Source organism: Pseudomonas sp. NFPP02, from assembly GCF_900119355.1.
Classification (GTDB): Bacteria; Pseudomonadota; Gammaproteobacteria; order Pseudomonadales; family Pseudomonadaceae; genus Aquipseudomonas; species Aquipseudomonas paracarnis.
This window is the reverse complement of sequence record NZ_FPJI01000001.1, coordinates 1-25,767: the sequence shown is the minus strand read 5'-3', so window position 1 is coordinate 25,767 and position 25,767 is coordinate 1. Positions and strand designations below refer to the sequence as shown.

27 protein-coding genes are annotated in these 25,767 nt (G+C 59.7%); 15 read left to right on the top strand and 12 right to left on the bottom strand.

Annotated elements, in window-relative coordinates; translation table 11 throughout:
• Nucleotides 1–123: 123 nt before the first annotated feature.
• Genes BT204_RS00130 through BT204_RS00120 form a run of 3 tightly spaced genes read left to right on the top strand, consistent with a single transcriptional unit; the run spans nt 124 to nt 2,589 of the window.
• Entirely contained in the window at nt 124–1,149 is a 1,026-nt protein-coding gene (locus BT204_RS00130) for an aminoglycoside phosphotransferase family protein (protein WP_072445544.1), read from the top strand.
• The gene (gene murU, locus BT204_RS00125) at nt 1,146–1,820 is read left to right on the top strand and encodes an N-acetylmuramate alpha-1-phosphate uridylyltransferase MurU (RefSeq protein ID WP_057978469.1); all 675 of its coding nucleotides are present in this window, start codon (nt 1,146–1,148) and stop codon (nt 1,818–1,820) included. The genes BT204_RS00130 and murU overlap by 4 nt, the downstream gene beginning before the upstream one ends.
• A 1-nt stretch (nt 1,821) precedes the next feature.
• Complete coding sequence (locus tag BT204_RS00120) at nt 1,822–2,589, top strand: TerB family tellurite resistance protein (RefSeq protein ID WP_054896801.1); 768 nt, start codon at nt 1,822–1,824, stop codon at nt 2,587–2,589.
• Between the two features lie 168 nt (nt 2,590–2,757).
• On the opposite strand, the gene BT204_RS00115 is transcribed toward BT204_RS00120, so the two are convergent.
• On the bottom strand, nt 2,758–3,732 hold the full coding sequence (locus tag BT204_RS00115; RefSeq protein ID WP_054920687.1) for an alpha/beta hydrolase family protein: 975 nt from the start codon (nt 3,730–3,732) through the stop codon (nt 2,758–2,760).
• Nucleotides 3,733–3,945: 213 nt separating this feature from the next.
• On the opposite strand from BT204_RS00115, the gene BT204_RS00110 reads away from it, so the two are divergent.
• From BT204_RS00110 to trpE, 4 genes are all read left to right on the top strand, one after another.
• Complete coding sequence (locus BT204_RS00110) at nt 3,946–5,094, top strand: iron-containing alcohol dehydrogenase (RefSeq protein ID WP_057978471.1); 1,149 nt, start codon at nt 3,946–3,948, stop codon at nt 5,092–5,094.
• Nucleotides 5,095–5,178: 84 nt separating this feature from the next.
• Nucleotides 5,179–5,853 (top strand): ribulose-phosphate 3-epimerase, encoded by a 675-nt coding sequence (rpe, locus tag BT204_RS00105; RefSeq protein ID WP_003194703.1) that lies wholly within the window; start codon nt 5,179–5,181, stop codon nt 5,851–5,853.
• Nucleotides 5,850–6,668, top strand: coding sequence for a phosphoglycolate phosphatase (locus tag BT204_RS00100; RefSeq protein ID WP_044269436.1), 819 nt, complete (start codon nt 5,850–5,852; stop codon nt 6,666–6,668). The genes rpe and BT204_RS00100 overlap by 4 nt, the downstream gene beginning before the upstream one ends.
• A 69-nt stretch (nt 6,669–6,737) precedes the next feature.
• Nucleotides 6,738–8,219 (top strand): anthranilate synthase component I, encoded by a 1,482-nt coding sequence (gene trpE / locus BT204_RS00095; RefSeq protein ID WP_034128814.1) that lies wholly within the window; start codon nt 6,738–6,740, stop codon nt 8,217–8,219.
• A 122-nt stretch (nt 8,220–8,341) separates the two neighbouring features.
• Here trpE and estP read toward each other — a convergent pair whose 3' ends face one another.
• Nucleotides 8,342–10,264: an esterase EstP gene (estP, locus tag BT204_RS00090; RefSeq protein ID WP_072445543.1), complete on the bottom strand. Its 1,923-nt coding sequence runs from the start codon at nt 10,262–10,264 to the stop codon at nt 8,342–8,344.
• 411 nt (nt 10,265–10,675) lie between these two features.
• Here estP and BT204_RS00085 point away from each other — a divergent pair, with 411 nt between their 5' ends.
• From BT204_RS00085 to BT204_RS00070, 4 genes are all read left to right on the top strand, one after another.
• A complete protein-coding gene (locus tag BT204_RS00085; protein WP_032895052.1) occupies nt 10,676–11,269 on the top strand; it encodes an aminodeoxychorismate/anthranilate synthase component II in 594 nt (197 codons plus the stop codon).
• Nucleotides 11,270–11,278: 9 nt separating this feature from the next.
• Nucleotides 11,279–12,328 (top strand): anthranilate phosphoribosyltransferase, encoded by a 1,050-nt coding sequence (gene trpD / locus BT204_RS00080; RefSeq protein WP_072445542.1) that lies wholly within the window; start codon nt 11,279–11,281, stop codon nt 12,326–12,328.
• Nucleotides 12,325–13,161: an indole-3-glycerol phosphate synthase TrpC gene (trpC, locus tag BT204_RS00075; RefSeq protein ID WP_034128811.1), complete on the top strand. Its 837-nt coding sequence runs from the start codon at nt 12,325–12,327 to the stop codon at nt 13,159–13,161. Before trpD ends, trpC begins: the two co-directional genes overlap by 4 nt.
• Before the next feature lie 142 nt (nt 13,162–13,303).
• Nucleotides 13,304–13,999, top strand: a complete 696-nt coding sequence (locus BT204_RS00070) for a lipoate--protein ligase family protein (RefSeq protein ID WP_054920679.1) — start codon at nt 13,304–13,306, stop codon at nt 13,997–13,999.
• On the opposite strand, the gene crp is transcribed toward BT204_RS00070, so the two are convergent.
• On the bottom strand, nt 13,996–14,640 hold the full coding sequence (gene crp, locus BT204_RS00065) for a cAMP-activated global transcriptional regulator CRP (RefSeq protein WP_054920677.1): 645 nt from the start codon (nt 14,638–14,640) through the stop codon (nt 13,996–13,998). The genes BT204_RS00070 and crp overlap by 4 nt on opposite strands.
• 247 nt (nt 14,641–14,887) lie before the next feature.
• Here crp and BT204_RS00060 point away from each other — a divergent pair, with 247 nt between their 5' ends.
• Entirely contained in the window at nt 14,888–15,310 is a 423-nt protein-coding gene (locus BT204_RS00060; protein WP_003194686.1) for an OsmC family protein, read from the top strand.
• Between the two features lie 47 nt (nt 15,311–15,357).
• Here BT204_RS00060 and coq7 read toward each other — a convergent pair whose 3' ends face one another.
• The 6 genes from coq7 to hemJ all read right to left on the bottom strand — a co-directional run bounded on the left by coq7 (nt 15,358) and on the right by hemJ (nt 19,765).
• On the bottom strand, nt 15,358–16,005 hold the full coding sequence (coq7, locus tag BT204_RS00055; RefSeq protein WP_054920673.1) for a 2-polyprenyl-3-methyl-6-methoxy-1,4-benzoquinone monooxygenase: 648 nt from the start codon (nt 16,003–16,005) through the stop codon (nt 15,358–15,360).
• Nucleotides 16,006–16,090: 85 nt separating this feature from the next.
• Entirely contained in the window at nt 16,091–16,429 is a 339-nt protein-coding gene (locus tag BT204_RS00050; protein WP_003194682.1) for a histidine triad nucleotide-binding protein, read from the bottom strand.
• Nucleotides 16,430–16,474: 45 nt separating this feature from the next.
• Nucleotides 16,475–17,263, bottom strand: a complete 789-nt coding sequence (locus BT204_RS00045) for an SDR family NAD(P)-dependent oxidoreductase (protein ID WP_072445541.1) — start codon at nt 17,261–17,263, stop codon at nt 16,475–16,477.
• A 61-nt stretch (nt 17,264–17,324) separates the two neighbouring features.
• On the bottom strand, nt 17,325–18,281 hold the full coding sequence (locus BT204_RS00040; protein WP_054896807.1) for a DUF805 domain-containing protein: 957 nt from the start codon (nt 18,279–18,281) through the stop codon (nt 17,325–17,327).
• A 68-nt stretch (nt 18,282–18,349) separates the two neighbouring features.
• Nucleotides 18,350–19,312 carry an NAD(P)H-dependent flavin oxidoreductase gene (locus BT204_RS00035; RefSeq protein ID WP_054920666.1) on the bottom strand — a complete coding sequence of 321 codons (963 nt, stop codon included), beginning with the start codon at nt 19,310–19,312 and terminating at the stop codon, nt 18,350–18,352.
• A 24-nt stretch (nt 19,313–19,336) separates the two neighbouring features.
• Nucleotides 19,337–19,765 carry a protoporphyrinogen oxidase HemJ gene (gene hemJ, locus BT204_RS00030; protein WP_003194674.1) on the bottom strand — a complete coding sequence of 143 codons (429 nt, stop codon included), beginning with the start codon at nt 19,763–19,765 and terminating at the stop codon, nt 19,337–19,339.
• A 134-nt stretch (nt 19,766–19,899) separates the two neighbouring features.
• Between hemJ and argC the strand changes: the two genes are divergently transcribed.
• Nucleotides 19,900–20,934 carry an N-acetyl-gamma-glutamyl-phosphate reductase gene (gene argC, locus BT204_RS00025; protein WP_072445540.1) on the top strand — a complete coding sequence of 345 codons (1,035 nt, stop codon included), beginning with the start codon at nt 19,900–19,902 and terminating at the stop codon, nt 20,932–20,934.
• Nucleotides 20,935–21,099: 165 nt separating this feature from the next.
• Entirely contained in the window at nt 21,100–21,450 is a 351-nt protein-coding gene (erpA, locus tag BT204_RS00020) for an iron-sulfur cluster insertion protein ErpA (RefSeq protein WP_003176443.1), read from the top strand.
• Between the two features lie 64 nt (nt 21,451–21,514).
• Here erpA and BT204_RS00015 read toward each other — a convergent pair whose 3' ends face one another.
• Together BT204_RS00015 and BT204_RS00010 are read right to left on the bottom strand one after the other, a co-directional pair.
• Nucleotides 21,515–22,606 carry an anhydro-N-acetylmuramic acid kinase gene (locus tag BT204_RS00015; RefSeq protein WP_072445539.1) on the bottom strand — a complete coding sequence of 364 codons (1,092 nt, stop codon included), beginning with the start codon at nt 22,604–22,606 and terminating at the stop codon, nt 21,515–21,517.
• Between the two features lie 3 nt (nt 22,607–22,609).
• Entirely contained in the window at nt 22,610–24,022 is a 1,413-nt protein-coding gene (locus BT204_RS00010) for a peptidoglycan DD-metalloendopeptidase family protein (protein ID WP_072445538.1), read from the bottom strand.
• Nucleotides 24,023–24,231: 209 nt separating this feature from the next.
• Here BT204_RS00010 and tyrS point away from each other — a divergent pair, with 209 nt between their 5' ends.
• Entirely contained in the window at nt 24,232–25,437 is a 1,206-nt protein-coding gene (gene tyrS / locus BT204_RS00005; protein WP_054896812.1) for a tyrosine--tRNA ligase, read from the top strand.
• Nucleotides 25,438–25,467: 30 nt separating this feature from the next.
• Here the strand turns inward: tyrS and BT204_RS27985 are convergent.
• Nucleotides 25,468–25,767, bottom strand: a 300-nt coding sequence (locus BT204_RS27985) for a hypothetical protein (protein WP_204840103.1), incomplete at its 5' end; no start/stop codon positions are given.

The following is a 25,767-nucleotide window of genomic DNA, read 5'->3' as shown; positions in this document are numbered from 1 at the left end:
GTCCGGGCTTCCTGCGTGCCATCTGCCCGCGGTTTGGGCCGCACGCCTCTCGATGGTCTGAAAAAGATGCGTGATAATAAAGCATGCCCCGCTTGACGGCTAGCGCCGTCGGAGACCCTTGTAATGCCCGAGCAAGATCTACGTTTACAACAGCTGGAAGTCTGGCTGGATGAGCAGTTGCCGATCCTCTTCAACGCTCAGGACTGGGGCCCCGTGCCCCCGGCCACATTGACCGCGGCCAGCAGCGACGCGAGTTTCAGGCGTTATTTTCGATGGGAGGGCGGTGCCCATACGTTCGTCGTCATGGACGCGCCACCCCCCCAGGAAAACTGCAAACCTTTCGTCGATATTGCGCATTTGCTCGCGAAATCGGGAATAAATGTGCCAAAAATTTATGCAGAAGATCTGCCCCGTGGCTTTCTTTTGCTCAATGACCTGGGCAGAAAAACCTATCTGGACGTGATTGACGGTGAAAATGCCGATCAATTATTTGCTGATGCCATCGACGCGCTGCTGGCTTTCCAGCAATTGCCGATGGATGCGCCGTTGCCCAGCTATGACGTGGCCTTATTGCGTCGCGAGCTGGAACTGTTCCCGGAATGGTACGTGCGTCGTCACCTGGGCATCGACCTCGACCCTGAGCAACAAGCCCTCTGGCAACGTGCCAGCCAGCAGTTGATCGACAGCGCCCTGGCCCAGCCCAAGGTGCTGGTACACCGCGACTACATGCCGCGCAACCTGATGATCAGTGAGCCGAGCCCCGGCGTGCTGGACTTTCAGGACGCGGTCTACGGCCCAGTGACCTACGACATCACCTGCCTGTTCAAGGACGCCTTCCTCAGTTGGCCCCAGGCCCGCGTGCGTGAATGGCAGCGCGGCTATTGGCAGCGCGCCGGGCAGTTGGGGATTCCCGTACAGGACGACTTTGAAGAGTTCCTGCGTGCCAGCGACCTGATGGGCGTGCAGCGTCACCTCAAGGTTATCGGCATTTTTTCGCGTATCTGCCACCGCGACGGCAAGCCACGCTACCTGGCCGACGTACCGCGTTTCTTTGCTTATATAGAAGCGGTGCTGGCCGACCGACCTGAGTTGAGTGACCTGGGCGAATTGCTCGCCAGCCTGCGCGAACCTGCTGAGGCCAGCGTATGAAGGCGATGATCCTGGCGGCGGGCAAGGGCGAGCGCATGCGCCCGCTCACCCTGCATACGCCCAAGCCGCTCGTGCAAGCCGGCGGCAAGCGGCTGATCGAGTATCACCTTGAAGCCTTGGCGAAGGCCGGTTTTACCGAGATCGTGATCAACCACGCCTGGCTCGGCGAGCAGATCGAAAGCTACTTGGGCGACGGTGCACAGTTCGGTCTGCGCATCCGCTACTCCCCGGAGGGTGAACCGCTGGAAACGGGGGGCGGCATATTCCAGGCATTGCCGCTGTTGGGCGACGAACCGTTTCTGGTGGTCAATGGCGATATCTGGACGGACTACGATTTCACTCAGGTCAAGCAGCCGATCCGGGGCCTGGCGCACTTGGTGATGGTCGACAACCCTGCGCACCACCCGTCGGGCGGGGATTTCTACCTGGATCACGGTGTGCTTCATGATGCCGCGCCCGGTGCCGATAACCTGACCTTCAGTGGCATTTCAGTGCTCGACCCCAAGTTGTTCGCGGGTTGCAGCGCCGGTGCCTTCAAGCTGGCCCCGCTGTTGCGCGAGGCGATGGCCAAAGGTCTGGTAACGGGGGAGCACATGGCGGGACGCTGGGTGGATGTGGGGACGCTGGAGCGACTGGCGCAGGTCGAAACCTTGCTGACAGCGGGGCAGTAGGATGTTGTGGCCAGGGACGCTGATCGGCGCCGGAGCTGGCTTTGCCATTGCCAGTATTCCGGGGGCATTGTTGGGGGCATTGCTGGGGCAGGCCTTGGATCGTCGCTTGCAATTGCACAGTTGGGCGCAGTTACGTGAACGCCTGGGTGGGCGTCCGGCCTTGCGCAACGACGAACTGTTGTTCGTGCTGCTGGGACGCCTGGCCAAGAGTAATGGCCGGGTTGTCGATGGGCATATCCAGCAAGCGCGCCAGGAAATGCGCGCACTGGATATGAGTGAGCCGGCCCAGCGCCGCGCGATCAGCGCCTTCAACCGTGGCAAGTCCGGCAGTGACCGTGTACGCAGTTACCTGCGGGTGCTCAAGACGCAGCCCCATGCGGCGGAAGGCGTGCTGCGCGCCTGTTGGCGCATGGCGTGGGCGGACGGTCGGGCGGATGCTGCCGAACGCGACCTGATCGACCAGTGGGGCAAGTGGCTGGGCTGGACGCCGCAACAGCTGCAGGCATTGGCGACCGATTACGCGCCGGAGCGCAAGCCAGTGGCCAATCGTGGGGGGGCCTATCAGGAGGCGTTGCGTATCCTGGGGGTGACGGCAACCACTGAGCCTTCGGTGATCAAGCACGCCTACCGCCGCCTGCTCAGCCGTCACCATCCGGACAAGATCGCCGGCACGGGAGCCAGCCCCGCGCAAGTGCGGGAAGCGACTGAACGAACCCGTGAGTTGCATAACGCCTATGCGCTGATTCGCGAGCGGCGCGATTTTCGTTGAGACTATCGCCACTCAACTCCATCTGGGAGGGGCAAGCCCTAATTGTAGGAGCGAGCTTGCTCGCGAAAAACTCCCAGGCGCCGCGTTTATTCAGGAAGCACGCATTATCGTTGACGTTTTCGCAAGTTCGCTCCTACAGAAAGCGATGTTGCCCCCGATAGCGGAGTGTCAGTCTGCGCCGCCCTGTGGGCTCAACCAGCCGCGAACCCTGCGGTATAACTGCTCTTGCTCTGCCGCGCTATTACCGGGCAACGCCGTGAGCGACACCTGTTTATAGCTGTCATTCTTCGAGCGCTTGGCCGCCTGGCGTCGCTCCTGAGCGTTTTTGCGGTCCTGGGCGTCTTCTTGATAGAACACATCCGCCGTGGGCACCTTCAAGACCGGCGCCAGTTGTTGCAGGTCTGGTTGGCGAGCCGCAGGCGTCTTACCGGCCACCATCACCAACCTCTGCACCTGGGAGGGTTGTTTCTCGCTCAGGTAGCGTGCCGCCCACCAGGCCCCGGTTCCATGGCCGAGCAACACCACACTGCGGGCGCTTTGGGTCTGGGCGAAGGCGACGGCGGCGTCGATACGGTCGAAGATGCGCTTGGCGTCGGTCTTGTCCTGCTCATCCGCCCCCGGCACCACCGCCGGGTCAGTGCCTTCGGCCTCGGCACTGGCGGCCTGTTCGACCGGCTTGGCAGCGGTGCTGCCTTCCTTGCTGCTGGTATCGACCGCCGCTTTCGGCGGTTCGATGAGCCGTGGCGGCAGGGTATCCACACTGACGTCAGGCAATGACAGGCTGAGGGTGCCCCAGGCGGCGTCCGGCAACTTACGCCGCAGAGGCGCGATTGCTTGCGGCCAGTCCGCGTTCTCCCCAGCACCTGGTATGAGGATCACCACACCCTCGGCTTCGGCGCTGTTGGCGGGTTTCCACAGCGCCAGGAACGACTCGCTACCCGCCTGCAATTGCTGTTGCTCTTGCAGCGGCACCTGCCGTTCGAGCGCACTGGCTTCTTGTTGGCTACGCTCGGACAGTGGCTGGCGTTCAGCCGGTTTTTCGACGGCAGGCGAGGGCGCATCCTCGGCCTGAACAGGCAAGACACTGGTAAACAGGAGTGACAGGCACAGTGCTGGCAGTGCCGAACGGTGAAGAAAAAGCATCGTTGATTCCCGGCCAGAAGTGATTCCAGCAGCCTAATGGGTTGGTCGGTATTTGTCAGGGGTATGAGGCGCTGTTCTCATTACCAACAGGTTATCGGCGGTTTGTTGGCTGCCTTGATGAGCGCGGTGCGACCATTCAACCAGTGAATGGCAGACAACACGCCAGGTGCGGCTATTCTTGTGCCAGCCCATCATTCATAAGAGGCCGCGCACATGAGTACTTCCTCATTCAAGATCGCCCACAAACTGCTGACCGGCGCAGGTGCCATCGAACAACTGGCTGCCGAACTCACGCGCCTGGATGTGGATAATCCGTTGATCGTCACCGACGCCGCGCTGGTCCAGACCGGTACCGTAGCGCTGGCCCTGGAGCATCTGGGTGATCGAGCCTACGAAATCTTCGACCGTGTGCTGCCCGATCCGGAAATTGCCATCGTCGAAGACTGCATGCGTGCGTACCGCGAAGGCGGGCATGACGGCCTGATCGGTGTGGGCGGCGGCAGTGCCATTGACATCGCCAAGAGCGTGGCGGCCTATGCCGGTTATCACGGCGCACTGGCGGACTTGTTTGGCGTCGATCAGGTGCCGCGCAAAGGCCCGCCGTTGATCGCCATCCCCACCACGGCCGGCACCGGCTCGGAGGTGACCAATGTAGCGATACTGTCCGACAAGGCGGCGCAGCTGAAAAAAGGCATCGTCAGCGATTACTTGCTGCCGGACGTTGCGCTGATCAGCCCGCAAATGACCTTGACCTGCCCACGCGGTGTCACGGCCGCCAGTGGCGTGGACGCCTTGGTGCACGCCATCGAGTCCTACCTGTCGCTGAATGCCTCGCCGATTACCGACGCCCTGGCCATCGGTGCGATCAAGCTGATTGCCAGCGCGTTGCCCAAGGCTTACGCCAACCCGGCCAACCTGCAGGCCCGTGACGACATGGCCACCGCCAGCCTGATGGCCGGCATGGCCTTTGGCAACGCTGGCGTCGGTGCCGTGCATGCGCTGGCGTACCCGTTGGGTGGGCGCTTCAACATTGCCCATGGCGTAAGCAACGCGCTGTTGTTGCCGTATGTGATGCACTGGAACAAATTGGCCTGCGTCGAGCGCATGCAGGACATCGCCCAGGCCATGGGCGTCAATATCGCCGGGCTGAGTGTGAATGACGCTGCCGACCAGGCTGTAGCGGCGATGACGCGGCTGTGTGCAGCAGTGGAAATCCCGTCGGGCCTGCGCAGTTTCGGCGTGCCCGAGGACGCCATCCCGGCCATGGCCAGCGAAGCCGCAGGCATTGAGCGCTTGATGCGCAACAACCCGCGCAAGCTCAGCGCCGCCGATATCGAAAAAATCTACCGGGCAGCTTACTAACCGTTGAGATAGGTCACGGTGCGCGCAGCAAAGCATGAGGTATACAATGCGCGCCATCGTGATTTAGCTCAAAAAAGGTGCGTCATGCAGCCCTTCGTCATTGCTCCATCGATTCTCTCTGCCGACTTCGCCCGCCTGGGTGAGGAAGTGGACAAGGTGTTGGCCGCCGGTGCCGACTTCGTGCACTTCGATGTCATGGACAACCACTACGTACCCAACCTGACCATCGGCCCGATGGTGTGCGCCGCGTTGCGCAAGTACGGCATCACTGCGCCGATTGATGCGCACCTGATGGTCAGCCCGGTGGACCGTATCGTCGGTGACTTCATCGAGGCGGGTGCGACTTACATCACCTTCCACCCGGAAGCTACGTTGCACGTTGACCGCACTTTGCAACTGATCCGCGAAGGCGGCTGCAAGGCGGGCCTGGTATTCAACCCGGCCACTCCGCTGAGCGTGCTTGAGTACGTGATGGACAAGGTCGACATGGTCTTGCTGATGAGCGTCAACCCAGGCTTCGGCGGGCAGAAGTTCATCCCTGGCACCTTGAACAAGCTGCGTGAGGCCCGTGCGCTGATCGATGCGTCGGGGCGTGACATTCGCCTGGAGATCGACGGCGGGGTCAACGTCAACAATATCCGTGAGATCGCCGCAGCGGGTGCCGATACCTTCGTGGCCGGCTCGGCGATCTTCAACGCCCCGGACTACCAGGCCGTCATCGACAAGATGCGTGCCGAACTGGCGCTGGCGCGTCCATGAGCGGTTTTGAGCAGTTGTTCCCCGGCAAATTGCCACGGCTGGTGATGTTCGATCTGGACGGTACCTTGATCGACTCGGTGCCCGACCTGGCGGCCGCGGTGGACCAGATGCTGCTCAAGCTGGGGCGCAAGCCGGCAGGCATCGAGTCGGTGCGCGAGTGGGTCGGCAATGGCGCGCCGATGTTGGTGCGCCGGGCCCTGGCCAACGACATCGATGCCACGGGTGTGGATGAGGTAGAGGCAGAGCATGCCTTGGAACTGTTCAATGCCGCTTATGAAAGCAGCCACGAACTGACCGTGGTTTACCCCGGTGTTCGCGACACCCTCAAGTGGTTGAGCAAGCAGGGCGTGGAAATGGCCCTGATCACCAACAAGCCGGAGCGCTTCGTTGCGCCGTTGTTGGACCAGATGAAAATCGGGCGCTACTTCCGCTGGATCATCGGCGGCGATACCTTGCCGCAGAAAAAACCCGACCCGGCGGCGCTGTTTTTCGTGATGAAAATGGCCAATATTCCGGCGTCTCAGTCGCTGTTTGTCGGCGATTCGCGCAGTGATGTGCTGGCGGCCAAAGCGGCGGGCGTGCAGTGTGTGGCCTTGAGTTATGGTTACAACCATGGCCGGCCGATTGCGGAGGAATCCCCAGCGCTGGTCATTGATGACCTGCGACTGCTAATCCCCGGTTGCTTGGGCGCTGGCGCTGAGATAACGTTGCCCGACATTGATTCGTCCCCTTCTGGAAATTCCATCGTGGTGGTCACTCGCAAACTCTGGATGAAAGTCATCAAGGCCCTGGCCCGCTGGCGTTGGCGCGCCTGACTGATCCTGGCCGCGTTTGCGGCACGTTTGCCTACCTGACTGTTTGACCCTCACACCACGAGGCACCTCATGACCCGCGAAGAATTCCTGCGTTTGGCCGCTGCCGGCTATAACCGTATCCCCATGGCTTGCGAAACCCTGGCCGACTTCGATACGCCGCTGTCGATCTACTTGAAGCTGGCCGACGAGCCCAACTCCTACCTGCTCGAGTCGGTACAGGGCGGTGAGAAGTGGGGGCGTTACTCGATCATTGGCTTGCCATGCCGCACGGTGCTGCGGGTACACGACCATCATGTGAGCATCACCCATGATGGTGTGGAGATCGAAAGCCATGACGTAGAAGATCCGCTGGCTTTTGTCGAAACCTTCAAGGCGCGCTACAACGTGCCGACCATCGCTGGCCTGCCGCGCTTCAATGGCGGCCTGGTGGGGTACTTCGGCTATGACTGCGTGCGCTATGTGGAGAAGCGCTTGGGCAAATGCCCGAACCCGGACCCGCTGGGCGTGCCGGACATTTTGCTGATGGTGTCCGACGCGGTGGTGGTGTTCGACAACCTCGCCGGCAAGATGCATGCGATTGTTCTTGCCGACCCTGCCCAGGCTGATGCCTTCGAGCAAGGCCAGGCCAACCTGGAAGCGCTGCTTGAGAAACTCCGCCAGCCGATCACCCCGCGTCGCGGCCTGGACCTCAGCCGCCCACCTGCGGCCGACCCGGTGTTCCGCTCAAGCTTTACCCAGGATGACTACGAGCGCGCCGTCGATACCATCAAGGAATACATCCTCGCCGGTGACTGCATGCAAGTAGTGCCGTCGCAACGCATGTCCATCGACTTCAAGGCGGCGCCGATTGATCTGTACCGCGCACTGCGTTGCTTCAACCCGACGCCATATATGTACTTCTTCAATTTTGGCGACTTCCACGTCGTCGGCAGTTCGCCGGAAGTGCTGGTGCGGGTTGAAGACAACCTGATCACCGTGCGCCCGATTGCCGGCACGCGCCCCCGTGGCGCGACCGAAGAAGCCGACGTGGCGCTGGAAGAAGACCTGCTCAGCGACGACAAGGAAATCGCCGAACACCTGATGCTGATCGACCTGGGGCGCAACGACACCGGGCGTGTCTCGGAAATCGGCTCGGTGAAACTGACCGAGAAGATGGTCATCGAGCGGTATTCCAATGTGATGCATATCGTGTCCAACGTCACCGGCGAGCTGAAGGCCGGGCTGACGGCGATGGACGCACTGCGGGCGATTTTGCCGGCGGGCACATTGTCGGGGGCGCCGAAGATCCGTGCGATGGAAATCATCGACGAACTGGAGCCGGTCAAGCGTGGTGTCTACGGCGGCGCCGTCGGGTATTTTGCCTGGAACGGCAATATGGACACCGCCATTGCGATCCGCACTGCCGTGATCAAGGATGGCGAACTGCATGTGCAGGCTGGCGGCGGGATTGTGGCGGACTCGGTGCCGGCCCTTGAATGGGAAGAAACCCTGAACAAGCGTCGTGCGATGTTCCGTGCCGTGGCATTGGCAGAGCAAACTCCACAAGACTGAAGCTGGAATAAAAAATGTGGGAGCGGGCTTGCTCGCGATTGCGGTGTGTCACTTGAGATATTCAGTGACTGATCCACCGCCATCGCAGGCAAGCCAGCTCCCACATTTGTTTTGCGCAGTATTTAGAAATCCAGACTGACCCCGACATTGATGCCTTGCTGGGTCAAATTGTCATCCTTCCTCAGGTTATACGCCGCGCGCAGTGCCAGGTCCTGAGTCAGCTTGTGGCTGACACCCAGGCTCAAGCGGTCAGAATTACTGCGAGGCGTATACCCGTCCAGCTTGAAGTCGATTCCCTGGACGCTGTTGAGCGAAATGTTCACCTTCTGGGTGTCATTTTCAAACTCATGCTCGTGTGCAACTTCGCCAAAAACCTGGGTTTGGGGCGCGATGCGGTAGCTGCCTTGCAGGCCGACGCCTAGGCGCTTGGAGTCGCGTTGTTGATCATCAAAGGTCAGGGCGGTGGAGCGGCTGTTTTTCTCCGAGTAACCATTGACTTCAACCCGCGCGTAATCGGCGCTGATGAACGGCGACAGGTGCCAGTCGCTGCCCGGTGTGGCGATGTCATACCCCACGCGGCCGCTCAGTGCCCAGAGCCAGCCATCGGTATCACCTTTCTCCGAGCCTTCACTGACACCCAGGGCGAACTTGCGCTTGAGGCTGTCGAAGTCCAGCTTGCCGCCGGTCAATGCGGCATCGGCCCACCAGTGATTTTGCTGATACTGAGCGAAAGCCGTGCCCATATAGCTGTTGAGCTTGTAGTCCGAATCATTGGCACCGGCTTCGAGGGTCTGCCGATACAGGCCAGCGGCAACGCCCACGCGCCAGTTTTCATCGAGCCGGTAGCTGCCACCGATATTCAGGTTGTAGCCGCTGCCGTCGCCACTGGCCGAGCTGCTCTGATCATCGAAATCCAGGCGTTGGCCGCCGCCGGCCACTATGGCGCGCCATTGGCCGACGGCTTGCCAACTGCCGTTGTCTGCTTGCCATTGGTTACGCAGCTCGTCCTGGTGGGCGCGCAATGTGCCTTGGGCCATTTCCGGCAGCAAGGTCAGTTCCCACGGCGCGGCGAGTAGCGAATAGGCGTAGTCGGCAATCAAGCGTTGCCCGGCCACAGTAGGGTGGACCGAGTCGTTGTAGATCAGCTTGGTCGGGTCCGGATTGGTACCGCCGATGCCGTAGGTTGGGTTGGCGGTGCAACTGTTGCCGCTGAAGCAGGTGCCGGTCAGGTTCTGGCCGGTGGCGAGGCCGAAGCGGGCCGGATCGGCGAAAGCCTCGTTCAACAACAGCGGGATGTTCAGCGGGATAACCTGCGCATCCACTTGTGACAGGCGCTGTACCAGGGACTGGTTGAAAATATTGCTCAGGGCCGAGGTCGCTGCTTGCTGTGGGGTGCCGTTGATGGCTGGCGTCAGCCCCAGGTCGGGTAGCATCCAGACCATGATGTAGCGTGCGCCGGCCTGTTGCAGAGCCTGGGCGCTGTCCGCCAGACGCCCACCTGCGGCGACCGCTTGAGCGGGGCTGAGTACCCGGCCTTGGAGGAAGTCGTTGCCCCCACCGGAAAGGAAGTAGAGCGCGTTCGGGTCAGCTCTCCCACCATTGGCCGGCAAATAGCCCTGCCGGCTGCGCAACACGGTGCCACCACCGGCATTGCCGGGGGGAATCGCAGCATCGGAGACTGAGGTAATAGAGTCGAGGATATTGTCGGTACGGTAACCACCCACTGCCCAGTTGTTCCCGTCTGGCAAACCTTGGGCTGCGCGAACGGGTGAGGTGGAGGCATTCAGGTCATTGGGGGCTACCCCCAATTTGGCACCCAATAGGGTTGAGGAGACCAGGCCGTACTCACCCTGGAAGTTCGCCCCGGTTCGATTGGTAAAGCGCAACGTGGCACCGGCCGAACCGTCGGGAAACTGGCCTGCATCAGCCAGGCTGTCGCCGAAAACCACCATGGTTGAATAAGGTGACGGGGCTGCGAACGCCTGGGCGCAGGCCAATGACAGGAGGCAGCCGGCAAGGGGCGTGAAAAACGCTGGTCTGAGCATGCAAGATTCCATTCGGTTGTTTTTATGTTGGAAGTGAAACACTAGCAAAATTTCTAGCATTTTCTGTAGGGATATGTGGAATCTGCCTACGTTGGCCCCCGTATTTGCGGCTCCATATTGCACCGCTGGCGAGCCTACGTTACTGTGCCTGAACGTATGAATGAGACCCTCCCCGTGTTGATCATCAGCAAACTCTTGATGCGAGTAGTCAAGGCACACGCCCGTTGGCGTTGGCGCGCCTGACATTTTTCTCTGCCGGCCTGGCCGGACCTGTACCGATTTGCCTTCTTCACCCGTTGCCTGACGCCCCTTGCCAACTCACCCTGGCAACCGGAACGTGCGTCTGGCAGCGGGTCACACGCTTGGAAGGCGGTCATTTGAAATCAGTGAATTCAAGAGGTTTGAACCCACATGTTGCTGATGATTGATAACTACGACTCCTTTACCTACAACGTTGTGCAGTACCTGGGCGAGCTGGGTGCCGAGGTCAAGGTGGTGCGCAACGATGAACTCACTGTTGCCGAAATCGCCGCGTTGAACCCCGAGCGCATCGTCGTCTCACCTGGCCCGTGCACGCCGACCGAGGCGGGCATCTCTCTGGAAGCTATCCAGTATTTCGCCGGCAAGCTGCCGATCCTGGGCGTCTGCCTGGGCCACCAGTCCATCGGCCAGGCGTTTGGCGGTGATGTGGTGCGCGCGCGGGAGGTCATGCACGGCAAGACCAGCCCGGTGTTCCATCGTGACCTGGGCGTGTTCCACGGCCTGAACCTGCCGGTGACCGTGACCCGTTACCACTCACTGGTGGTCAAGCGTGAAACCTTGCCCGAATGCCTGGAACTGACCGCCTGGACCCAATTGGAAGACGGCTCGGTCGACGAGATCATGGGCTTGCGTCACAAGACGCTGAACATCGAAGGGGTGCAATTTCACCCTGAATCAATCCTGACCGAGCAGGGCTACGAGCTGTTCGCCAACTTTCTCAAGCAGAGCGGCGGCACGCGCTAAGGACTTTTCATGGATATCAAGACTGCCCTGAGCCGTATCGTCGGCCATCTGGACCTTAGCACCGCGGAAATGAGCGATGTGATGCGCGAGATCATGACCGGCCAATGCACCGATGCCCAGATCGGCGCCTTTATGATGGCGATGCGCATGAAGAGCGAAAGCATCGACGAAATAGTCGGTGCGGTGTCGGTGATGCGTGAGCTGGCGGACAAGGTCGAGCTCAAGACTCTCGATGGCGTCGTCGATGTGGTGGGCACCGGCGGTGACGGTGCGAATATTTTCAACGTGTCGACCGCCTCATCTTTTGTGGTGGCCGCCGCTGGTTGCACCGTCGCCAAGCACGGTAACCGTGCAGTGTCTGGCAAGAGCGGCAGTGCCGACTTGCTGGAAGCGGCCGGTATTTACCTGAACCTCACGCCGGTGCAAGTAGCGCGCTGCATTGACAGCGTTGGTATCGGCTTCATGTTTGCCCAGTCCCATCATGGCGCGATGAAACACGCTGCCGGCCCGCGTAAGGACCTTGGCTTGCGTACCCTGTTCAACATGCTCGGCCCGCTTACGAATCCGGCCGGTGTGAAGCACCAGGTGGTGGGCGTGTTCAGCCAGGCGCTGTGCCGGCCGCTGGCCGAAGTCTTGCAACGCCTGGGCAGCAAGCATGTGCTGGTGGTGCATTCCAAGGATGGCCTCGACGAGTTCAGCCTGGCGGCGCCGACCTTCGTGGCGGAGCTGAAGAACGACGAGGTCACCGAATATTGGGTCGAGCCCGAAGACCTGGGTATGAAAAGCCAGAGCTTGCACGGCCTGGCGGTGGAAAGCCCGGCAGCTTCGTTGGAATTGATTCGTGATGCCCTGGGGCGTCGCAAGAGCGAAAACGGTCAGAAAGCTGCGGAAATGATTGTGCTCAATGCTGGCGCAGCCCTTTACGCCGCCGACCATGCCTATAGTCTCAAGGAAGGTGTCGCCTTGGCCCACGATGCGCTGCACACCGGCCTGGCTCGTGAGAAGCTCGAAGAGCTGGGAGCATTCACCGCCGTATTCAAGATGGAGAATGAAGGATGAGTGTGCCAACTGTTCTGGAAAAGATCCTGGCCCGCAAGGCTGAAGAAGTGGCCGAGCGCCGCGCCCGCGTGAGCCTGGCCGAGTTGGAAGCGCAGGCGAAAAGCGCCGAGGCACCACGCGGCTTTGCCAATGCCTTGATCGCCCAGGCCAAGCTCAAGCAGCCGGCCGTGATCGCCGAGGTCAAGAAGGCCTCGCCGAGCAAAGGCGTGATTCGCGAACACTTCGTACCCGCTGAGATCGCCGTCAGTTACGAGAAGGGTGGGGCAACCTGCTTGTCTGTGCTGACGGATATTGACTACTTCCAGGGTTCCGACCCGTTCCTGCAACAGGCGCGCGCTGCGTGCAAGCTGCCGGTGATCCGCAAGGACTTCATGGTCGACCCGTACCAAATCGTCGAAGCTCGTGCCTTGGGTGCCGACTGCGTTTTGCTGATTGTCTCGGCATTGGATGACGTGAAGATGGCGGAGCTGGCGGCCGTGGCCAAAAGCGTCGGCCTGGACGTGCTGGTCGAAGTGCATGACGGTGACGAGCTGGAGCGCGCATTGAAGACCCTCGATACTCCGCTGGTGGGCGTCAACAACCGTAACCTGCATACCTTCGACGTCAGCCTGGAAACTACCCTCGACCTGCTGCCGCGTATTCCGCGCGATCGCTTGGTGATTACCGAGAGTGGCATCGTCAATCGCGCCGATGTGGAATTGATGGAAATCAGTGGTGTGTACTCGTTCCTGGTGGGCGAGACCTTTATGCGCGCCGAGAACCCGGGGGCGGAACTGCAGCGTTTGTTCTTCCCGGAGCGCGGTACGACGATCAGCGGTTCGACACTAGACTGATTTGAAATACGCTCGGAACTGTAGGCGCTGGCTTGCCTGGATAGCGGCGGGTCAGCCAACCTCTGTGTAGCTGACACACCGCTATCGCAGGCAAGCCAGCACCCACATTGGTTTTGTGTTTATTCAGGTAGGTAGGTGTTCGATGCTCCAGCCCGTGATCATGACTGTCGAAGCAGGCCTTGCCGCCGAGCAAGACCTATTGGCAGCGGTTTGCGCGGGTGAGCAGGCATTCGGATTGCTGTTCTGGCAGCCCAGTGACCAAGCGCTGGTCATGCCGCGCCGTTTGAGCCGGCTGCCGGCATTCGCGGTGGCGAGCCAGGTCTCGGCCGATGCGGGTTGGCCGGTATTGCTGCGTGAAACCGGCGGTGAGCCGGTGCCGCAGTCCGGCGCCACGGTCAACATCGCCCTGGTCTATGCCCCACCGCGTAGCGAAGGCGACCAGGGGCGCATCGAAACCGGCTATCAGCGCTTGTGCCAACCGATCTGTGATCTGTTGATCGAGTTGGGTGGCGATGCGTCCGTCGGCGAAATTGACGGTGCGTTTTGCGACGGTCGTTACAACGTCAACCTCAATGGCCGCAAAATGGTGGGCACTGCCCAGCGTTGGCGGCAAAGCGGTGGCCGCCCGGTCGGGTTGGTGCATGGGGCGATGTTGCTGGAGAATGATCGTGAGGAATTGATTGCGGCGGTCAACCGCTTCAATCAAGCCTGCGGCTTGGAGCAGCGGGTTCGCGCCGATAGCCATATCGCACTGCACGAAGCGTTTCCCGCGCCGGACGCGATCCGTCGGCTCGACACGTTGTACCGGCAGATGCTGGCTGGCTTCCTGCCGCTCTAGCGAGTACCGAACACCACCATCGTCTTGCCTTTGACGTGCACCAGGTTGCGTTCTTCCAAATCCTTGAGCACGCGGCCGACCATTTCCCGCGAACACCCGACAATACGTCCGATCTCCTGGCGCGTGACTTTGATCTGCATGCCGTCGGGATGGGTCATGGCGTCGGGTTGTTTGCATAATTCCAGCAGGCAGCGAGCGACGCGGCCAGTGACATCAAAGAACGCCAGGTCGCCGACCTTACGCGTGGTGTCGCGCAGGCGCTGGGCGATCTGACCGCTCAGGGCGTACAAGATGTCCGGATCATGCTGGGCCAATTCGCGAAATTTCGCATAGCTGATTTCGGCCACTTCGCACTCAACTTTGGCCCGTACCCAAGCACTACGTTCCTGCTCTTTGCCTGCTTGTTCAAACAAACCCAGCTCCCCGAAGAAGTCTCCGGCGTTGAGATAGGCAATGATCATCTCACGGCCATCCTCATCCTCGATCAGGATGGTGACCGAGCCTTTGATGATGAAGAACAGGGTTTCTGAACGCTCGCCGGCGCAGATGATGTTGTGTTTGGCCGGATGACGTCGGCGCTGGCAGTGAAGCAGCAGCTTGTCGAGGTTCTTGATCTTGGATGTGGGAGTAAGAGCAACCATGGTTGTATCCCGAAAAAGACTGCGCGGTGTCGTTGGCGTTGTTTTTATCCAGCGGCATCTCATTGATACACGCCGTACAAGACATGGCAATGCGCCATTCATTTGGCGCCAGCTTACCAGACACCTTCTGTCGCGATTAGCCAATTTAGCGGGCAAACGCTGTCATTTATCGATTTTATGCAGGGCGCTGCTGTTTCAAGGCCCTGTGCTAAGCTGGCGACCCTTTTTTAGCAGTGGAGTCTGGGCGATGAAGGCACGCATCCAATGGGCGGGCGAAGCCATGTTCCTCGGTGAGTCGGGCAGCGGCCACGTGGTGGTTATGGATGGCCCGCCGGAAGCCGGCGGTCGGAACCTGGGTGTACGCCCCATGGAAATGTTGCTGCTGGGTGTGGGCGGTTGCAGCAATTTCGACGTGGTCAGCATCTTGAAGAAGTCCCGGCAAGCCGTGGAAAGCTGCGAAGCCTTCCTGGAAGCCGAGCGCGCCACTGAAGACCCCAAGGTTTTTACCAAGATCCATATGCATTTCGTGGTCAAGGGCCGGGCGCTGAAAGAAGCCCAGGTCAAGCGGGCCATCGAGCTGTCGGCCGAGAAGTACTGCTCAGCATCGATCATGCTGGGGGCCGCGGGCGTGGTCATTACCCACGACTACGAAATCATCGAGTTGGGTTGATTGCAGCAGGCAAAAGAAAGGGCGCTTCGGGCGCCCTTTTTTTCGGTTCAGATTCGATAGGTGCTTTTGGTCATGACCTTGGCCAGCAGGCTCATGCCGAACCGTACCGGGGCTGGAAAGCGGAAGCCGCCCGCGTCCAGCGCGCTCTCTGCGTGGTGTTCTTCATCGATGCGCATCTGCTCAAGAATGGCCCGTGACTTTTCGTCTTCGGCCGGCAGTTGCTCCAGGTGTTCGTCCAGGTGCTTGCACACCTGATGTTCTGTCGCGGCCACAAACCCCAGGCTGACTTTGTCGCTGATCAGCCCGGCAGCCGCGCCGATACCAAACGACAAGCCATAAAAAAGTGGGTTGAGCACGCTGGGATGGCTGCCCAACTGGCGGATGCGTTGTTCGCACCAGGCCAGATGGTCGATCTCTTCCTCGGCCGCATGCTCCATCGCCGTGCGTACCTGTGGCAACTTGGCGGTCAGCGCCTGGCCCTGGTACAACGCCTGGGCACAGACTTCACCGGTATGGTTAATGCGCATCAGGCCAGCGACGTGACGGGTATCGGTGTCGCTCAGCTGTACATCCGGCTGCACGATGGCGGGCGAGGGACGGTAGGGCTGGCCGCTGAACGGCAGCAGGGTGCGCATGGCCGTGTCGGCTTGCAGCAACAGACGGTCAATCGGCGAGTAGTGACGTTGGGTAGTCATGCTGACCTCCGGGAAGAATCTCGGCGGCCAGTTTACCGCAAGAGAGCGTCCAGCGTTTGTGCTGAGTCAATTTGCCCTTGTGCACTCAGCCCGGTGGCCAGTTCATCTGGCGCTGACCCAGCACGTGCATATGGATGTGGTAAACGGTTTGCCCGCCGTCTTCATTGCAATTCATCACCACACGAAAGCCTTTTTCGCAGCCTTGTTCCACGGCCAGGCGTTGGGCGGTGAACAGGATATGGCCGGCCAGCGCCTTATCGTCCTCGGTCAGGTCGTTGAGGGTACGAATGGGTTTTTTCGGGATAACCAGGAAATGCACTGGTGCCTGCGGGGCGATATCGTGAAAAGCCAGGACTTGGTCATCTTCATAGATGATCTTCGCCGGTATTTCCCTGTTGATGATCTTGGTGAACAGAGTATCCACAGCTGTATCTCCATCGTGAAAAGTGAGGTGAGTGTACGTAGGCCATCAGCGTGGGCAATAGGCCTTGTTGATGGCGCCGGCAATTTTGCGAGTGAGCCAGCGTGGGCTCAGGCGTGGGCTGAACGTCAGCCATCGATTGCGGCGCCCGGGAATGATAATGGCCTTGTTCTTTTCCAGCGCCCGCACGGTGTAGAGCGCGACTTCTTCCGGGCTCATCAGCTGCTGGCTGCGGTCGAGTTTCGCCGTATCCATCTGCGCGGTGCCGAAGAATGCGGTGCGCGTGGGGCCGGGGCACAGCACTGAAACCTTGATGCCGCAGGTCTTCAATTCTTCACGCAGCCCTTCGGAGAAGTGCAATACGTAGGCTTTGCTGGCGTAGTAGCTGCTCATCCACGGCCCAGGCTGGAAGGCGGCGACCGAAGCCACATTGAGGATTTGCCCGCCGCCATGCAGGGCCATGGCATTGCCCAGTGCGTGGCACATGCGGGTCAAGGCCAGGATGTTGACCTCGATGAGGTCCTGCTCGGTCATCCAGTCCTGGGCCAGGAACGGCCCGCTGGTGCCGATGCCGGCGCAGTTGACCAGCAGGTCGATCTGTCGCTCACCCTCTTCGAGCTCCAGCAAAAAGCCGGACAAACGCAGCGGCTCGCTCAAATCACAGGCACGAAACAGCACCTCGACGCCGAAGCGTTGGGTCAACTCCAATGCAATGCTTTCCAACTGATCACGCTGGCGGGCCACCAGAATCAAGCTACGGCCGCGCCGTGCCAAGGCCTCGGCCAATGCCAGGCCGATGCCACTGGAGGCGCCGGTGATCAGAGCGTAACGGGTCATGCCTTTCTCCATCGCAACGCCACCGGCCTATGACAGTGCGTCACAGGCGGCGGGCGTTTCTTCACTGTTCTGGAGAGTCTACAGGTTCGGCTGCATCGTCAGCACTTTGCGCTTCGGCTTCGTCAACGATAGCGCTTTGATCGGCGTCTGCGTCGGAGGTAATGGAGCTGCTTTCGTAGCTGCTGTCCATGTTGGCTTCAAGCTGGTCCAGGTAGCCATTCATGCCCAGGGTGACGACGATGATGAGCATCAAGGGAATGAACGCCAGCCACAGCGAGGCCAGGATTTTCACCGCAGTGGAGTTGCGTGGTGGTGGCGCGCCGTACTGGTTGGCGCCCGTATTGCCTGGCAATACCAGCAACAACAGTGGGAATACGCTGTTTACCAGCGGAACCAGGTTGAGCAGGTACAGCCAGCCAGACCAGCCCAGGTCATGCAGGCGCTGCACGCCGATTTGCACGCTCACCACTACCAATGCCACAAACAGCGCGAAACCCAGCAGCGAGCCAATAATGATGGCGATGGTTGGCGAGGCTGTCGCCACCGCGAAGCCCACCGTACTGATGATGCCCGCTGCCACCAGCATCGCGACGGTCAGTGCCAGCGTCCAAGCCAGGTAGCGCAGGCGCCCGATGCGCCCGTGGATGGTGAACACCTTTAGGGTGGCGAACTCCGGCAGGTCGTCGCCAACTGCGGCGCGTGGCGGTGCATAAGGCGACGCAGCGGCGCGGTCAGAGGTTGACGAGTCCGTCTCGTGGGTTTCTGCAAGGTTGAACGCCACGGGTTGTTCGGCCTCGATGCGAGCGTCGATCCCGGCATTGTGCAGTGCCGTGAGGTAAGTTTGCGCGTCGGGCTGGGACAAGTCGCGCTTGAGCGCGACGGGGCGGCCGGTGAAGAGTTTTTCGATTGCTTCAACATCGCTTTTGAATAGTTCGGCGAGGTTCAGCTTGGCGGTGGTGCTTTCGACACCTGGGCGCAAGGCTCCGTCAAACACAATCTTGAAACGGCTGTCGCTCATGCGGGCATCCTTGTCACTTAATCAGGAAGAGTATGCAGGCCTGTCCAGTTGGCAGGCCCTGCAGTGGGTCAGCGTGGCCAGCGCAGTTGCGCGGCGTGCTCGCGTGCTTTGCGGTATTCGGCATCCAGGCGCGCTATGAGCTCATCCACAGTGGGTACATCATTGATCTCACCGACGCCTTGGCCAGCAGACCATACAGTTTTCCACGCTTTGGCCTCATCGCTCAATGGCTTGAGCTTGGAACCGAAATTGACTTCACCCTTGCCTTGAAGCGCAGCAAGGTCAAAACCGGCATTTTCCAGGCTCTGGCGCATAAAGCTTGCAGGTACGCCGGAGACTGCAGGAGTGTGCACGATGTCGGCAGCGCGGGATGTGAGCAGCATCTCCTTATAGGCATCCGGTGCCTGACTTTCGGTGGTGCCGATAAAGCGCGTACCGAAATATGCCAGGTCTGCCCCCAGCATCTGGGCGGCAAGAATTTCGTGCCCATGGTTAAGGCAGCCCGCCAGCAGCAGGGTTTTGTCGAAGAACTGGCGAATTTCGGCAATCAGCGAAAAGGGGCTCCAGGTGCCAGCGTGGCCACCCGCGCCAGCGGCTACGGCAATCAGGCCGTCTACGCCGGCTTCAGCGGCTTTTTCCGCATGGCGTCGGGTAGTAACGTCATGAAATACCAGGCCGCCGTAGCTATGAACCGCGTCCACCAGTTCCTTTACCGCACCGAGGCTGGTGATGACGATGGGCACCTTGTGCTCGACACAGATCGCCAGGTCGGCCTCCAGCCGCGGGTTGCTGTTGTGCACGATCAGGTTCACGGCATAGGGCGCAGGATTGTCCAGCAGCGCCAAGCCCGCTTCGATTTCTTCCAGCCAGGCCTTGAAGCCGCTGCTTTCGCGTTGGTTGAGCGCCGGGAAACTCCCCACTACCCCGTTGCGACAGCAGGCCAGGACCAGTTGCGGATTGGAGATCAGAAACATCGGCGCGGCCACCACGGGCAGGCGCAGACGTTGTTCCAGCAGAGCGGGCAGCGACATTGGAGGTTCCCCGAGTAATTGACGTTAGAACGGTTTGACCACGACCAAAATTACGATAGCCAGCAATATCAGAACCGGGACCTCATTGAACCAGCGATAAAAGACATGGCTGCGGGTGTTTTCGCCACGGGCGAAGCGTTTTACCTGTGCGCCGCACATGTGGTGATAGCCGATCAGCAGGACGACCAGGGTCAGCTTGGCGTGGATCCAGGCCCCCGACTGGAAAATGCCTGGGTTGAGGGCCAGCATCCAGATGCCGAAGACCAGTGTGGCAACCATCGCCGGGCCCATGATGCCACGGTACAACTTGCGCTCCATGATGCTGAAGCGCTCCTTGCTGACGGTGTCTTCGCTTTGGGCGTGGTAGACGAACAGGCGCGGCAGGTAGAACAGCCCGGCAAACCAGCAAACGATGCTGACGATATGGAAGGCTTTGACCCAAAGATAGAGCATTTTAGTTATTCCCAGGTTCACGGTAGCGAAGATAGTAGTGGCTCATGCGCCCGTACGTCACGTTGACGGTTGTCGCAGGACGATACGGCCCCTATTATCGACGGCTTTCCAGTGGGTTCGTTGAGGGCAGGTTTATGGTCAAGGTCGGTATCGTCGGCGGCACGGGTTACACCGGTGTCGAATTGCTGCGTCTGTTGGCTCAGCATCCGCAGGCTGAGGTGGTGGTCATCACTTCCCGATCCGAAGCCGGGCTGGCCGTGGCCGATATGTACCCGAACCTGCGAGGCCATTATGATGGCCTGGCGTTCAGTGTGCCGGACACCAAGACCCTGGCTGCCTGCGACGTGGTGTTCTTCGCCACGCCTCACGGTGTGGCTCATGCGTTGGCCGGCGAGCTGCTGGCGGCCGGCACCAAGGTTATCGACTTGTCGGCAGACTTCCGCCTGCAAGACGCCGATGAGTGGGCCAAATGGTACGGCCAGCCCCATGGTGCGCCGCAGCTGTTGGAAGAGGCGGTTTACGGCCTGCCGGAAGTCAATCGCGAGCAGATCAAGCAAGCGCGCCTGATTGCCGTGCCGGGTTGCTATCCGACGGCGACGCAATTGGGCTTTCTGCCATTGCTGGAGGCTGGCTTGGCGGATGCGTCGCGCCTGATCGCGGACTGCAAGTCGGGTGTCAGTGGTGCGGGCCGTGGTGCGGCGGTAGGTTCGCTTTACTCCGAAACGTCGGAAAGCATGAAAGCCTATGCGGTAAAAGGTCATAGGCACTTGCCGGAAATCCGCCAGGGCTTGCGTCGCGCTGCCGGCCAGGATGTGGGGCTGACCTTCGTGCCGCACCTGACACCGATGATCCGCGGGATTCACTCCACGCTGTATGCGACCGTCGCCGATCGCTCGGTAGACCTGCAGGCACTGTTTGAAAAGCGTTATGCCAATGAGCCGTTCGTCGATGTGATGCCGGCCGGTAGCCATCCGGAAACGCGCAGCGTGCGTGGTGCCAATGTGTGCCGTATTGCGGTGCATCGTCCGCAGGATGGCGACCTGGTGGTGGTGTTGTCGGTGATCGACAATCTGGTCAAGGGCGCTTCGGGCCAGGCGGTGCAGAACATGAACATCCTGTTCGGCCTGGACGAGAAGTTGGGTCTGTCCCACGCGGGGATGTTGCCTTAACGCGGGCTCACCGTTGCGCAAAAGGCCCGTTGATCGGGCCTTTTGCATTTTTAATGGTCGCTGGGCGGATTGATATACCGTAACAATAGTTGACCGCTTTTCTAGGAGAAGCGGATAATACCGGCCATTACGCATATGGCGGCGCTACGCCGGGAGATTATCAGCATGAGCGTTGAATCCTTCACCCCCACGGCTTTGCAATTCACCCACGGTGCTGCGCACAAGGTGAAGAGCCTGGTCGATGAAGAGGGTAATGATCGCTTGAAGCTGCGCGTATTCGTTACGGGCGGCGGTTGTTCAGGGTTTCAGTACGGTTTTACCTTCGATGAAGATGTGGCCGATGACGACACTATCGTTGAGCGCGAGGGTGTGAGCCTGGTCGTGGATCCGATGAGCTTCCAATACCTGGCAGGTGCCGAGGTGGATTATCAGGAAGGTCTGGAAGGCTCGCGTTTCGTGATCAAGAACCCTAATGCCACCACGACATGTGGTTGCGGGTCTTCGTTCTCGATCTGATTGGTAGCAGGTACAAAAACGCCGCTTGGCTTTTACGGGCCAAGCGGCGTTTTGCTGTCTGGGGTCAGGCGGGGTAGATCGCGCCAAGCACTCGAAGCCCACGTGCGCCAGTGACGCTGGGGCGATTGGCGGCGATGCCTTCCAGGCAGCAATGTGCCAGCCAGGCGAAGGCCATTGCTTCTACCCAGTCAGGATCTACGCCGTAGGCCGCTGTAGTGCTGACATGAGTGGAAGGCAGCAACGTTGTCAGCCGGCTCATCAGTGCCCCGTTATGGGCGCCGCCCCCGCAGATCAGCAAGGTTGTTGTGTCAGTCTGGGCGCTTTGCAGGGACTCGACGATGGTCAGGGCGGTCAGCTCCAGCAGGGTGGCCTGTACGTCTTGGGGTTCAAAGGCGGGCAAACGGCCAAGGTGCTGCTGCAGCCAGGCCAGGTTGAACACTTCGCGGCCCGTACTTTTTGGGCCTTTGGTCATGAAGAACGGATCGCTGAGCAACGTATTGAGCAGTTGGGGTTGGACCTTGCCGCTGGCCGCCCATTGCCCGTTCCGATCAAAGTGTTCGCCGCGCTGCAGGTTAATCCAGGCATCGAGGAGGACGTTCCCCGGGCCGCAGTCGAAACCGGCGACAGGCTCGCCCGTCTCGATCAGGCTGAGGTTGCTGAACCCGCCGACATTCAATACCGCGCGTTTGCCCGTCTGCTCGCCGAACAAGGCTTCATGAAAGGCTGGAACCAATGGAGCGCCTTGGCCGCCGGCAGCGACATCGCGGCTGCGGAAGTCGCTGACGACGGTGATGTCTGTCAGCTCGGTGAGAAGGGCAGGGTTGCCGATCTGAACGGTAAAGCCTCGGGCGGGTTCATGGCGAATCGTCTGACCATGGCTACCAATCGCCCGAATGTCCTGAGGCTTGAGGTTCTGTTGATCCAGCAAGGCGTGGATGCCTTGCACAGCGAGCGTTACCCATTGTTGCTGTGCAATTGCCGAGCGGGCGATTTCATCCGGGCCACTGGCGCATAGGCTCAGCAGTTCTGTGCGCAAGGCGTCAGGCATCGGGATGTAATGGGTGGCGATCAGATTGACCGCCGCGCCTTGTTCGATAAGGGCGATATCCAGGCCGTCGAGGCTGGTCCCGGACATCACACCGATATAGAGCGGCATACCTTAACGCTTCGCCGAGGCCAGCATGGTGGAGCGCTCTTGATCCATGCGTGCCATCAGCGGCTGGCTCTGCTGCATGAAGCGCGCGCGTTCGGCCTTGGCAATCGGGTCAGCCATCGGCAGCTTCTGGCCCAATGGGTCGACGTGTACGCCGTTGACCTGGAACTCGTAGTGCAAGTGCGGGCCGGTGGAGAGGCCGGTAGTGCCGATGTAGCCGATCACTTGCCCCTGTTTCACGTTGCCGCCAGTCTTGACGCCCTTGGCAAAGCCTTGCATGTGGCCGTACAGCGTGCGGTAAGTGTTGCCGTGCTGGATGATCACCGTATTGCCGTAACCACCCCGGCGCCCTGCCAACAAGACCTTGCCGTCGCCCGCCGCTTTGATTGGCGTGCCACGCGGCGCGGCATAGTCGACGCCCTTGTGTGCGCGAATTTTGTTCAGAATTGGATGCTTGCGGCCCATGGAGAAACGCGAGCTAATACGAGCAAAGTCAACGGGGGTACGGATGAAAGCCTTGCGCATGCTGTTGCCATCAGCTGTGTAGTAGCTGCTGTTGCCTTGTTTGTTGGTGTAGCGCACGGCGGTGTAGGTTTTGCCACGGTTGGTGAAGCGTGCAGACAGGATGTTACCAGTGCCCACGACTTTTCCGTTGGCTACTTTCTGCTCGTAGATCATGTCGAACTCATCGCCTTGACGGATGTCTTGGGCGAAGTCGATGTCGTAGCCAAAAACGCTGGCCATGTCCATGGTCATGCTGTGCGACAGGCCCGCACGCGCGGCCGATTGCGACAGCGAGCTGTTGATCACGCCATGTACGTAGGCGGAACGCATGACGGGTTTGGTGGTGATTCGGTTGAATGCGAAGCCTTTGGCGCCTTTGCTCAGGCTGATGCTTTCCAGGTCGCTGATAGTGGTGTGCAGGTTGTTCAGCTGGCCGTCTGGCGTCAGCTCAAACTCGAGCTTTTGGCCTCGTTTGAGCTGAGTGAATTGCTTGGCTTGCTTATCGCTGGCGAGCACTTCATTTACAGCGGCGGCAGGCAATCCAACCTTTTCGAACAGGGTAGATAGTGTGTCGCCTTTGCCCACGATGACTTCGCGGTGCTGGGGATTCTTGGCTGCGGCTGCCGCAGGTGCTTCCTGGGTGGCTTGTTGAGTGTCTTCTGGAGTGCTTTCGATCTGTGCGAAAGGTGATTCGGCCGGAGCATTTGTGGCTTGTTGAGCGTCGGAAGCGTCTTGATCTTGTGTCAGTTGTTCAACTGGGCTTTCCAGATCGAGGCTCAGGGATGTTCGTTTGGCTTCAACGTCACTGGAAGGGAATACCAGCAGTGCCAGGCTGAGAAGGGCGGCGATACCACTTGCGGCGAGCAGGTGGGTCTTCGGGTAAAGCGGCGGCGCTTTAGACGGTTCAGTGGTCATAAGTAATTTTGACTTTGAAGATGAAATGGAAAAGATGAATGACATGATGAAGATGAAATAACTGTATAAAATATAACCAAATCATCTGTGGCGCAAGCTCGCGAACGCTGGGCTTGCTGAACGGTGTCCGTGCGCAGGGCAAAACTTGTAATTAGTCCCTGATCTTGTATGGTTGGTTCCCTTTTGAATCTGAGCCTTGCAGGTCTGTTATGAAGTCGGTTGAAGAGCAGCTAGCGCTGATAAAACGTGGTGCGGAAGAACTGTTGGTCGAGGCCGAGCTGATCGAAAAGCTCAAGCGTGGCCAACCCTTGCGTATCAAGGCTGGCTTTGATCCGACTGCGCCGGATCTGCACCTGGGTCATACCGTGCTTATTAATAAGCTGCGTCAGTTTCAGGAGTTGGGCCATCAGGTCATCTTCCTTATAGGTGACTTCACTGGGATGATCGGTGATCCAAGCGGCAAGAGCGCTACGCGCCCGCCGCTGACTCGTGAGCAGGTGCTCGATAATGCCGAGACCTACAAGACCCAGGTATTCAAGATCCTTGATCCAGCCAAGACTGAGGTGGCGTTCAACTCCACTTGGATGGACAAAATGGGGCCGGCAGATTTCATTCGTCTGACGTCCCAGTACACCGTGGCACGCATGCTCGAGCGCGATGACTTCGACAAGCGCTACTCGACCAATCAGCCAATCGCCATCCATGAGTTCCTTTACCCGCTGGTTCAAGGGTACGACTCGGTGGCGCTGCGCGCGGACGTTGAGTTGGGTGGCACCGATCAGAAGTTCAACCTGCTGATGGGGCGTGAATTGCAACGCGCCTATGGTCAGGAGGCTCAGTGCATTCTGACCATGCCGCTGTTGGAAGGCTTGGATGGCGTCAAGAAGATGTCCAAGTCTCTGGGGAACTATGTCGGTATCCAGGAAGCACCAGGTGTGATGTACGGCAAGTTGGTGTCTATTCCGGATGCGCTGATGTGGCGCTACTTCGAGCTGTTGAGCTTCCGCTCGATGGACGAGATCAATGCGCTGCGTGCGGATGTCGAGGCGGGCGCTAATCCTCGCGATGTGAAGATTAAGCTGGCTGAAGAAATCGTTGCGCGTTTCCATGGTGAGGAGGCTGCGGCCAGCGCTCACCGCGCGGCAGGTAATCGCATGAAAGACGGCGAGCTGCCTGACGATCTGCCGGAAATTGAATTGACTGCTGCTGAGGCGATGCCGATTGCGGCTGTGCTTAATAAAGCTGGCTTAGTGAAGAATTCGGCGGTCGCGCGTGATCTCTTGGGTTCGGGCGGTGTACGTATAGATGGTGAGGTGGTTGATCGCACCTTTATATACGAGCTGGGCGCGACTCACGTTTGCCAGGCGGGGAAGAAGGCATTTGCGCGTATTACGCTCAAATCCGAACAAGTCTGAAAATAGATGTTGACGGCGAATTATATCTGTCTATAATTCGCCCCACTTCCGGCGCAGTCGAAACGGAAAACTCCTTGGTAAACAATGAGTTATGTGGTTTTCGGCAGCGGGTTGCTTCAGTTCATCGAAGCCAAAAGGAAGTTGAAAAAGAGGTGTTGACAGCAGCGTGTAACGCTGTAGAATTCGCCTCCCGCTTACGAGAGATCGCAAGCGCAAGTGGTTGAAGTTGTTGAAGAAATCTTCGAAATCTTCTGAAAATAACCACTTGACAGCAAATGAGGCTGCTGTAGAATGCGCGCCTCGGTTGAGACGAAAGATCTTAACCAACCG

Coding starts and splice junctions, on each gene's coding strand:
- BT204_RS00035 (WP_054920666.1), bottom strand. CDS start 19,312: ATGTCGCTGCCCGCTCTGCTGGAACAACGTCTGCGCCTGCCCGTGGTG.
- trpD (WP_072445542.1), top strand. CDS start 11,279: ATGGATATCAAGACTGCCCTGAGCCGTATCGTCGGCCATCTGGACCTT.
- hemJ (WP_003194674.1), bottom strand. CDS start 19,765: ATGCTCTATCTTTGGGTCAAAGCCTTCCATATCGTCAGCATCGTTTGC.
- BT204_RS00115 (WP_054920687.1), bottom strand. CDS start 3,732: ATGCTTTTTCTTCACCGTTCGGCACTGCCAGCACTGTGCCTGTCACTC.
- argC (WP_072445540.1), top strand. CDS start 19,900: ATGGTCAAGGTCGGTATCGTCGGCGGCACGGGTTACACCGGTGTCGAA.
- BT204_RS00085 (WP_032895052.1), top strand. CDS start 10,676: ATGTTGCTGATGATTGATAACTACGACTCCTTTACCTACAACGTTGTG.
- BT204_RS00070 (WP_054920679.1), top strand. CDS start 13,304: ATGCTCCAGCCCGTGATCATGACTGTCGAAGCAGGCCTTGCCGCCGAG.
- trpC (WP_034128811.1), top strand. CDS start 12,325: ATGAGTGTGCCAACTGTTCTGGAAAAGATCCTGGCCCGCAAGGCTGAA.
- BT204_RS00010 (WP_072445538.1), bottom strand. CDS start 24,022: ATGACCACTGAACCGTCTAAAGCGCCGCCGCTTTACCCGAAGACCCAC.
- tyrS (WP_054896812.1), top strand. CDS start 24,232: ATGAAGTCGGTTGAAGAGCAGCTAGCGCTGATAAAACGTGGTGCGGAA.
- trpE (WP_034128814.1), top strand. CDS start 6,738: ATGACCCGCGAAGAATTCCTGCGTTTGGCCGCTGCCGGCTATAACCGT.
- BT204_RS00110 (WP_057978471.1), top strand. CDS start 3,946: ATGAGTACTTCCTCATTCAAGATCGCCCACAAACTGCTGACCGGCGCA.
- BT204_RS00060 (WP_003194686.1), top strand. CDS start 14,888: ATGAAGGCACGCATCCAATGGGCGGGCGAAGCCATGTTCCTCGGTGAG.
- BT204_RS00045 (WP_072445541.1), bottom strand. CDS start 17,263: ATGACCCGTTACGCTCTGATCACCGGCGCCTCCAGTGGCATCGGCCTG.
- BT204_RS00040 (WP_054896807.1), bottom strand. CDS start 18,281: ATGAGCGACAGCCGTTTCAAGATTGTGTTTGACGGAGCCTTGCGCCCA.
- crp (WP_054920677.1), bottom strand. CDS start 14,640: ATGGTTGCTCTTACTCCCACATCCAAGATCAAGAACCTCGACAAGCTG.
- BT204_RS00130 (WP_072445544.1), top strand. CDS start 124: ATGCCCGAGCAAGATCTACGTTTACAACAGCTGGAAGTCTGGCTGGAT.
- BT204_RS00015 (WP_072445539.1), bottom strand. CDS start 22,606: ATGCCGCTCTATATCGGTGTGATGTCCGGGACCAGCCTCGACGGCCTG.
- coq7 (WP_054920673.1), bottom strand. CDS start 16,005: ATGACTACCCAACGTCACTACTCGCCGATTGACCGTCTGTTGCTGCAA.
- erpA (WP_003176443.1), top strand. CDS start 21,100: ATGAGCGTTGAATCCTTCACCCCCACGGCTTTGCAATTCACCCACGGT.
- murU (WP_057978469.1), top strand. CDS start 1,146: ATGAAGGCGATGATCCTGGCGGCGGGCAAGGGCGAGCGCATGCGCCCG.
- rpe (WP_003194703.1), top strand. CDS start 5,179: ATGCAGCCCTTCGTCATTGCTCCATCGATTCTCTCTGCCGACTTCGCC.
- estP (WP_072445543.1), bottom strand. CDS start 10,264: ATGCTCAGACCAGCGTTTTTCACGCCCCTTGCCGGCTGCCTCCTGTCA.
- BT204_RS00100 (WP_044269436.1), top strand. CDS start 5,850: ATGAGCGGTTTTGAGCAGTTGTTCCCCGGCAAATTGCCACGGCTGGTG.
- BT204_RS00120 (WP_054896801.1), top strand. CDS start 1,822: ATGTTGTGGCCAGGGACGCTGATCGGCGCCGGAGCTGGCTTTGCCATT.